Source organism: Pseudoalteromonas sp. SWXJZ94C, from assembly GCF_015864385.1.
Lineage (GTDB): Bacteria > Pseudomonadota > Gammaproteobacteria > Enterobacterales > Alteromonadaceae > Pseudoalteromonas.
Genome location: NZ_JADYXF010000019.1, coordinates 80,024 through 88,626, shown reverse-complemented (window position 1 = coordinate 88,626; position 8,603 = coordinate 80,024). Strand labels below are relative to the sequence as shown.

Annotated in this window: 4 protein-coding genes; 3 read left to right on the top strand and 1 reads right to left on the bottom strand. The window is 37.5% G+C overall.

Annotated elements, in window-relative coordinates:
* Positions 1-2,858: retention module-containing protein (locus I6F65_RS10125; RefSeq protein ID WP_197112735.1), on the bottom strand; the 2,858-nt coding region annotated here is incomplete at its 3' end.
* Between the two features lie 231 nt (positions 2,859-3,089).
* Between I6F65_RS10125 and I6F65_RS10120 the strand changes: the two genes are divergently transcribed.
* The 3 genes from I6F65_RS10120 to I6F65_RS10110 are packed head-to-tail and all read left to right on the top strand — an operon-like array spanning position 3,090 to position 8,598.
* A complete protein-coding gene (locus I6F65_RS10120; RefSeq protein WP_197112727.1) occupies positions 3,090-4,982 on the top strand; it encodes a TolC family outer membrane protein in 1,893 nt (630 codons plus the stop codon).
* A gap of 59 nt (positions 4,983-5,041) precedes the next feature.
* Positions 5,042-7,180: a type I secretion system permease/ATPase gene (locus tag I6F65_RS10115; protein WP_197112725.1), complete on the top strand. Its 2,139-nt coding sequence runs from the start codon at positions 5,042-5,044 to the stop codon at positions 7,178-7,180.
* Entirely contained in the window at positions 7,177-8,598 is a 1,422-nt protein-coding gene (locus I6F65_RS10110) for an HlyD family type I secretion periplasmic adaptor subunit (protein WP_197112723.1), read from the top strand. Before I6F65_RS10115 ends, I6F65_RS10110 begins: the two co-directional genes overlap by 4 nt.
* Positions 8,599-8,603: the final 5 nt, after the last annotated feature.

Genomic DNA, 8,603 nt, shown 5'->3' with positions numbered 1-8,603 from the left:
CCTAATAAGTCGATGGTGATCACCGGCACTTCAGTATCAACAGTGCCAGTGGTTGAAACCGTATTGGTATTGCCTGCGGCATCAACAACGGTTATTTCAAGGGTGTAATCCCCTTCGGCTAATACGTCGGTAACCCCGACACTAAAACTGCCATCTGCGAAGGTTTCGGTGGTGATTGTTTGCACGGTATTGCTGGCATCAGTGACGGTGAGCGTCACGGTTGTGCCCGCACCTTCACCCACAACTGAGCCGGTAATTAATGGGGTAGTATCGTTAGTACTATCAGCTAAACTAATAATAATTTCAGGAGCAGTTAAATCAATTTCACCCACTTCGCTAGCCGAAGCTGTATTACCTGCTGCATCAGTTACTATTGCAACAACACTAAATTGCCCTTCGACTAATTCGTTACTCGCTTCAATAGACCAAGCACCATTTGCATCGGTAACAACTTGAACTGTTTCAGTGGCTCCATTATTTCCGGTAAAGGTAACTGTAACCAATGAATTAGGGGCTATATCTTGAGTAGTCCCACTAATAGAAGGTGTTGTATCGCTAGTATCAATAATAAAATTAATACTTACGGTTAAATCAATATTACCAACAATGCTAGCTTGAGCTTCATTTCCTGAATTGTCGACTATCGCAACTGCAACAGTAAAGTCACCTTCAGGTAATGGCTCAGAGACTTGCGCACTCCACGATCCATCCGCTTGAGTAACCGCAAGTAAACTAAACGTACTACCATCACTCGCAGTTATTGTTAATACAACGGTTGTACCTGTAGAAATATTGTCTGTATTACCGCTTAAAAACGGTGTGGTATCGTTACTATTTGCAATTGAATCTATTTGAATAGAGGCTGGAGAAAATGTCACTTCACCATCAATTTGTGCTGAGCCTTCATTACCAGCTAAATCACTAACCGATGCAATTGCAGTAAACATACCTCCCGGTATATCTGTGTTTACCTCAACACTCCACGAGCCATTACCATCAAGCAAAGTAGTTAATGTTTGTGAATTACCATCGCTATCAGTTACTAAAACTGTAATTGCTGTTCCTGCTGGGGCACCTTCTACACGCCCAACAAATGTAGGAGTTACATCATTAGTATCTGCAATCGCAGTAATTGAAATATCAGGAGGAGTTAAATCGACTATACCTTGTGTATCATCTCGCCCTTGATTACCAGCAGCATCATTAACCGTTGCAACTACTTCAAATAAACCTTCTGGTAACGATGTGGTTACCTCAACTGACCAGTCACCATCGGCATTAGTTTGAGTAAGTAATGTTTGAATTTGGTTATTAATATCTGTAATTACAACACTAATAATCGAGCCAGCAGGTACTCCTTGTACGTTACCCGTTATTAAGGGAGTTGTATTTTGCGTATCATTAATATTATCTATTGTTACAACTGGAACTGTTAAATCAATTATCCCTGCATCACTTGCTAAAGCCTGATTACCAACACTGTCACTAACTAGTGCATCAACATTAAAAGCACCTTCAGACAATGGCGCACTAATAATCACCGACCAACTGCCGTCAGACCCTGTTATAGCGGTTAAAGTTTGCACCTCACCAGCATTATCAGTTACAGATATAGTTACTTCGGTACCTTCAGGCACTCCACTCGTAGTTCCTGTTAATAATGGTGTAGTGTTATTAGATTCATCAACTACATTCACCGTAATTACGGGGGCAGTTAAATCAATATTCGCAATTTCTTGAGCGATCGCTTCATTACCTGCTGTATCTGTAACTACCGCGCTTACATTAAATTCACCTTCAGCTAAAGGCGAAGACGTTGTGACAGCCCAATTACCTTGAGCATCAACTTGAGTATCAACAACTTGCACTTCACCAGTACTGTCTGTAAGTGTAACCGTCACATTACTTCCAGCAGGTGAACCTGATACAAATCCAGTAACTGTAACAATTTGAGATGCAGAGTCTGCTATTGGATTAATAATGATTAAAGGAGCTGTTGCATCTATTTCAAGAGAGATAGCATCATTTACTAAATTCCCTGCAAAGTCAGTTGCCTCAACCAATACCGTAACCGAGCCATCTATAATAGGGTTAGGTAAAGTAGTTTCAAAAGTACCATTTAAATTAATTACAACAGTTACAACCTGAGAGTTTCCAGCAGCGTCGGTAACGGTTATTCTTGCAGTTTTACCTATTAAGTTTTCACTTGTGCCTGTTATAAGTGGTTGAGAAGAGTTAGTAATACCGACTTCACTTAATGAAATAGACCCAGCTGAAAAGTCAGGTGTAACCTCGTCTGATATAATTTCATCTGCAGCATCATCTTCATTAAATGAATTGTTAGTACTTCGTTCAAATCCAGAATCGAATGAAATACTATTAAAATCAAAACTTTCAGATATACGCGTTAATTGTACAAATGAGTTCCCGCCACCAACGCCTGAACTACTAGAGCCACCAGCAGCTGTTGCCTCTAAACTACTTAAAAGATCGCCCTCGCCTGCTAAAGCATCTAAAAAATCACTTACATCAGAACTTGAATCTGCTTCGGCATTTTTTTCTGGTGTCGCACTTAAGCTTGCAATTGCATCATCAATACTTTCGTCAAAAAACGTTGTTTCGCTTAAATCTCGACCTTCTTTTGCTAACAAATCTTGTGTTATTTTAACTTTTTGATTCGCGGGAATAGATAAAGACTCTCCTTGTACATCGATTGTCAGTGATGATTTAATCGCTGTAACAACTAAGTCACCTACATTTATAATATCGCCTACATTTAGCGCTTTAATCGAACCATCGCCTTGCACTACACCAGCCGAACCTTGAATATCAATAATAACTAATTGATTTGCTTCCATCGAGACACCCTCAAACATTTAAAGTAACAACCTAATAACTTAAATGTAGAACACAAAATCAATCTAAGTACTGGACTCAAGTACAGGTTTGTTCTAAAAAAGGGTAAAAAAAACAAATATAAAAGTGGTATAAAATTTATTTTATGCTTACTAAAATACTATTTGCACTTTTTTAATTTCTTTACTAAATATTTAGGAGCGTATTTTCAGTATTAAAAAAATAGGAACGGAATGAGTAAAAAAAACACATTAATAAAGCGTAATATAAGTATATTAATTGGTTTAACATTAACAACAGTAAACTTCCCTAGCCTTGTCTACGCTAATAACGATAAAGCAACTCCTCTTGCTTATGTATCGAATAAAGCAATTGAAAACAATCCAGAAGTTCAAGAAGCTTGGCATGCTTTTAAGTCATCCATTTATGGTATAGATGCTGCTCGTTCAGGGTATTTACCAAGTGTAGATGCATCTGCAAGCACCGGATACGAAAAAAGAAACTATGGCATTGAGGATGGATATAGCAGAAATACTGCAGAGCTAACAGTTACACAAATGCTTTACGATGGGTTTAGAACATCTAATACTGTTGATCGCTTTAAGCACATACAATTAGTTAGATATTTTGAGCTTCTTTCGCAAACCGAAAGAACAGCACTAGATGCCTCCACAGCATTTTTAGATGTGCAAAGATTTAAAGAATTAATTGAACTTGCTGAAGCCAATTTAAAAGAGCATGAATCGGTATACCAACAAATTGAACAAAGCGTTAGCGCAGGTGTAGCAAGAGCCGCAGATTTAGAGCAAATAACAGGTCGCTTATCGCTCGCTCAATCTAATGTATTAACTGAGTATGCAAATCTACATGACGTTACCGCTCGTTATTTAAAAATTGTAGGTGAGCTACCGTTACCAAATATAAAAACCGCAAACTTAAATGAAGACAATATACCTATTTCGATTGGTAAAGCTCTCGATATTGCCTATGAAAACAGCCCTACTTTTTACGCCTCTTTGTATAATATAGAAGAAAAAAAGGCGAATGCTAAAGCTCAAAAAGCCGCATTTCATCCAAATATAGATTTATCTGCCCGCTATGGAACACAAGATAAAGATGAACTAGGTTTAAACGAAACACGAACAGAAGCCCGTGTAGGTATTGATATAAGTTATAATTTATATAATGGTGGATTAGATAATGCCAACTTAAAACAAGCTTATACCGACATTAATATAGCTAAATATCAAAGAGATTCGTCATGTATTGATATTCGTCAACGTCTTCAAATTGCTTATAATAACCTCATTATTCTTGAAAAAAAATTACCAATACTTGATCAACATAGAATATCGTCAAGTAAAGTTAAAATTGCTTATAAAGATCAATTCGATATAGGTCAGCGAACTTTATTAGATGTACTTGATGCTGAGAATGAATACTTTCAATCTAATCGTTCATACATAGTTACTGTGTACGAGCGTCAATCTTCAATTTTAACAATGCTAACTGAAATGGGTAAATTACTTCCTACACTTCACGTAATGTCAGATAAGTACCCAACTTTAAAAGAGCTAACTGATGATCCAATTATCCGTGATGCAGAAAATATTTGTCCTAGTTATGATGTAGCCGCAACATTAAATCGTATAACTTTTTTAGACAAAAAAGCAAAGCTAGATGATGATAACGATGGGATAATAAACAAACAGGACATATGTCCAAGTACTCCCTCATCAACTAACGTTGATTTGTCTGGCTGCACTATTTACAACGAAGGTAACTCAAAAATAGAAATAGGTATCCCTTTCTTTGCTGATGCAAGTGATGTTCGAGATGAGTATATTCAGGAAATTGAAAAGTTAGCTTATTTTTTAAGAGATAATCCTGATAAAAAAGTTGAAATACAAGGTCACACATCCCTTGATGGAGACGAAGACTATAATCGTAAATTATCAGAAAAGCGTGCTTTTTCTGTTGCAGAAATCCTCATCAAAAAATTTAATATTAAACCAGCCCGCGTTAAATCATTTGGCTACGGTATTGACCAACCTCGCATAAACGAAATATCAGTAAAAGCAAACGCTGCTAATCGTAGAATAGAAGCTGTTATTACAGATAATTAAGTAAATAACGTTATATAGACTGCAACTAAAACTGCAGTCTTTCATAACGAGGATGGTTTATGAAATTGAATGACGTACTTGATCATGGTGGCATATTAGTCGATTGTTTATCGGTTTTATGCCGCCATCACGATAAAGAATTTTCTCGGGAGGCATTGCTCAATGGACTCCCTTTAACTGAGGGTATACTTACACCATCAGGATTTTCCCGCGCTGCAAAACGTATCGGTTTTAAATCAAAAGTAGTAAATAAACCATTACAAAAAATTAATACCGCATTACTCCCTGCTATTTTAATTTTAAAAGATAATCAAGCCTGCGTAATTACCCACATAAATTTTAAAAATAATACTGTAAGCGTTATATACCCAGAGCTAACCGAATCTGTAATTGAACAAAACATTGATGAATTAACTGAAAACAGTGCCAATTTAGTTATTTATGCACAACCCGAATTTGCATTTGACGAACGAACCCCCGTACTCGAAAAACTCTCAAAAGACGGATGGTTTTGGGGAGTAATTAAAGAGTGCCGCTCACTTTATAAAGACGTTATTATTTCGGCAATTGCATTAGGTGTTTTATCTGTTGCAATGCCACTTTTTGTTATGAATGTTTACGACCGCGTAGTACCAAATCATGCTGTTGAAACTCTCTGGGTATTAGCCATTGGGATTTTAATCGCACTGACTGCCGACTTTGTTTTGCGCTTAGTACGCAGCTACTTTGTAGAACTTGCAGCAAGCAGAATTGATGTAAAAGTATCGGCCGTGATTATGGAACGAGTACTAGGGATGAAGCTCAAAAATCGTCCCTCATCAGCTGGCTCATTTGCTAGTAACATTCAATCTTTTGAGGCTGTACGTAGCTTTTTTAGTTCAATAACCCTTGTTGCACTGGTCGATTTACCATTTGTTATATTGTATTTAATTGTTATCGCCATTATTGGTGTCCCCCTTAGTTTACCCATAATTGCGGGTGCGCTTATTTTATTAACTTATGCTATTGCCGCACATAGAAAACTCGAATCTTTATCAGAGCAAACAATGAAAGCAAGTTCAATGCGAAACGCAGTACTTGTAGAAAGCCTAACAAATATTGAAGATGTTAAAAGCTTTCACTCAGAGTGTAAAACACAATCAATTTGGGAAAAGTCGACTATATACATTGCACAAATAAATGCACAAAGCCGTTTAGTATCAAGTTCAATTTCAAATACGGCATCGTGGATACAGCAATGTGTAGGCGTAATAATTATGATTATTGGCGTACATTTAGTTATTGAAGGCGAACTAACTCAAGGTGGACTTATTGCCGCTTATTTATTGTCATCGCGTGCTATGGGACCTATTGGTCAATCTGCGGCTGTTTTAGCGCAATATCATCATGCTGCAATTGCAATGCAATCACTTAACGAAATTATGGAAAAAGACGTAGAGCGCCCTCCAGGAAAACATTGGTTAAGCCACCCTATTTTAAAAGGTGATATTGAATTTAAAGACGTATGCTTTAAATATTCAGACGAATCTCATAACGCACTAAACGGGGTTAGTTTTAAAATTAAAGCGGGCGAAAAAGTAGCTATTTTGGGGCGTAATGGTTCTGGTAAAAGTACTTTGGAAAAATTAATTTTAGGCTTATACGATCCCTGCTCTGGCTCTATTTTAATGGATAACAATGATATTCATCAAATCGACCCAGCAGAGCTTCGTCACAATATCGGTTATGTGCCACAAAGTGTTGCATTATTTTTTGGTACATTAAAAGACAATCTTACTATGAGTGCTTGGCACGCAAAAGATGAGCAAATTATTGAAGCATGCGAGCGGAGTCAGTTATTCGATTTAATTAACTCTCACCCCGACGGATTCGATTTACAAGTGGGTGAGCAAGGTCGTCAACTCTCTGGTGGGCAGCGTCAAGCTGTAGGCATGGCAAGAGCACTTATTAATGATCCCCCTATTTTACTATTAGACGAACCCACTTCATCGCTTGACCATAATAGCGAAAATCAGATTATTAATAATTTAAAAAAATGCTCAAAAGACAAAACGTTATTAGTTGTTACCCATCGCTCTTCGTTGTTGGAATTAGTAGATAGAATCATAGTATTAGATAACGGCAAAGTTGTAGCCGATGGTCCAAAGCAAAAAGTAATTGCTGCGTTAAATAACCAGTCAGTGGAGCAAGCCTCATGAGTGATAACAAAAAACCACTCGAACAACGCTCTTTTGAATCTGTAAGTAAAGCCATTGAAGCGAGCAAGCGTGGTAAACCTTCGGTATTCAATGGCTTATTTAAAGGCTGGTTTTCACCTCCAAACTCACAAGATTGGGTAGTTGATGCCCAGTGGGAAAAAATGCAACAAGAGCCTGCCAGCGCAAGGCTGCTACTCTATTTAATTTGCTTAGCATTTATATGTTTAGTTGTATGGTCTGCTTTTGCTGACCTAGATGAAGTGGCACGCGGAGAAGGTAGAGTAATTCCATCACATAAATTACAGCTAATACAATCTTATGACGGCGGAATGGTTGAAACAATAAATGTTCGAGAAGGGCAAATAGTTAACGTAGGTGATGTACTTATAAAAATAGACCCTACTCGCTTTATTTCTAACTTTAGAGAAAACCAATCAAAGGTAGAATCATTAAGTGCAAAAGTAGCACGCTTACAAGCGCTCACTCAAAAAAAGGATCTTATTTTTACAGATAAAATAATTAAAAATGCACCTAGGGCGGTACTACACGAGCGCGCTCTTTATTTAAGTAACAGCCAAGAGTTAGAGCAACAAATTACTATACAAAAACGTCAGCTAGAGCAGCGCCAACAAGATCATATTGAAGCTAAAGCAGCGCTTCAGCAGCATACAAGTGCTCTTCGTTTAACAAACAGAGAGTTAAAAGTAACACGACCACTGCTTCGCACTGGTGCTATTTCTGATATTGATATTATTCGTTTAGAACGCCAAATAGTCGATTTAAATGGTGAAATAAATCGAACTAAAGCAGTAATAAACCGTAGTGTCTCGGCAATTAATGAAGCTAAAAATAAGGTAACCGAAGTTGAGCTCACAATGATAAACCGCTGGAGCAACGAGCTCTCAGAAGCATTATTACGCTTAGATTCTATTAAAGAGACCGAATCTGGTTTAGCCGATAAAGTGACCCAAACCGAAATTAGATCTCCAGTCAAAGGTACAGTACAACGATTACTCGTTAATACCGTAGGAGGTATTTTACAACCAGGGAGTGACGTTATGGAAATTGTTCCATTGGATGATCAACTTGTTGTAGAAGCAAAAATTCCCCCTAAAGACATTGCTTTTTTACGCCCTGGGCAACCAGCAATGATTAAATTTAGTGCCTATGACTTTGCTGTATACGGCGGTTTAGAAGCCGAAGTACTGCATATTAGTGCAGATACAATTACCGATGATCGTGAAAACACATTTTACTTAGTACAGCTAAAAACAACCAAAAACAACTTCTCTAAAGAACTGACAATTATTCCGGGAATGACTACACAAGTAGATATTATTACCGGTAAAAAAACAGTACTTGAGTACCTATTAAAACCAGTACTAAGAGCAACATCACTAGCAATGACAGAGCGTTAAAAGCA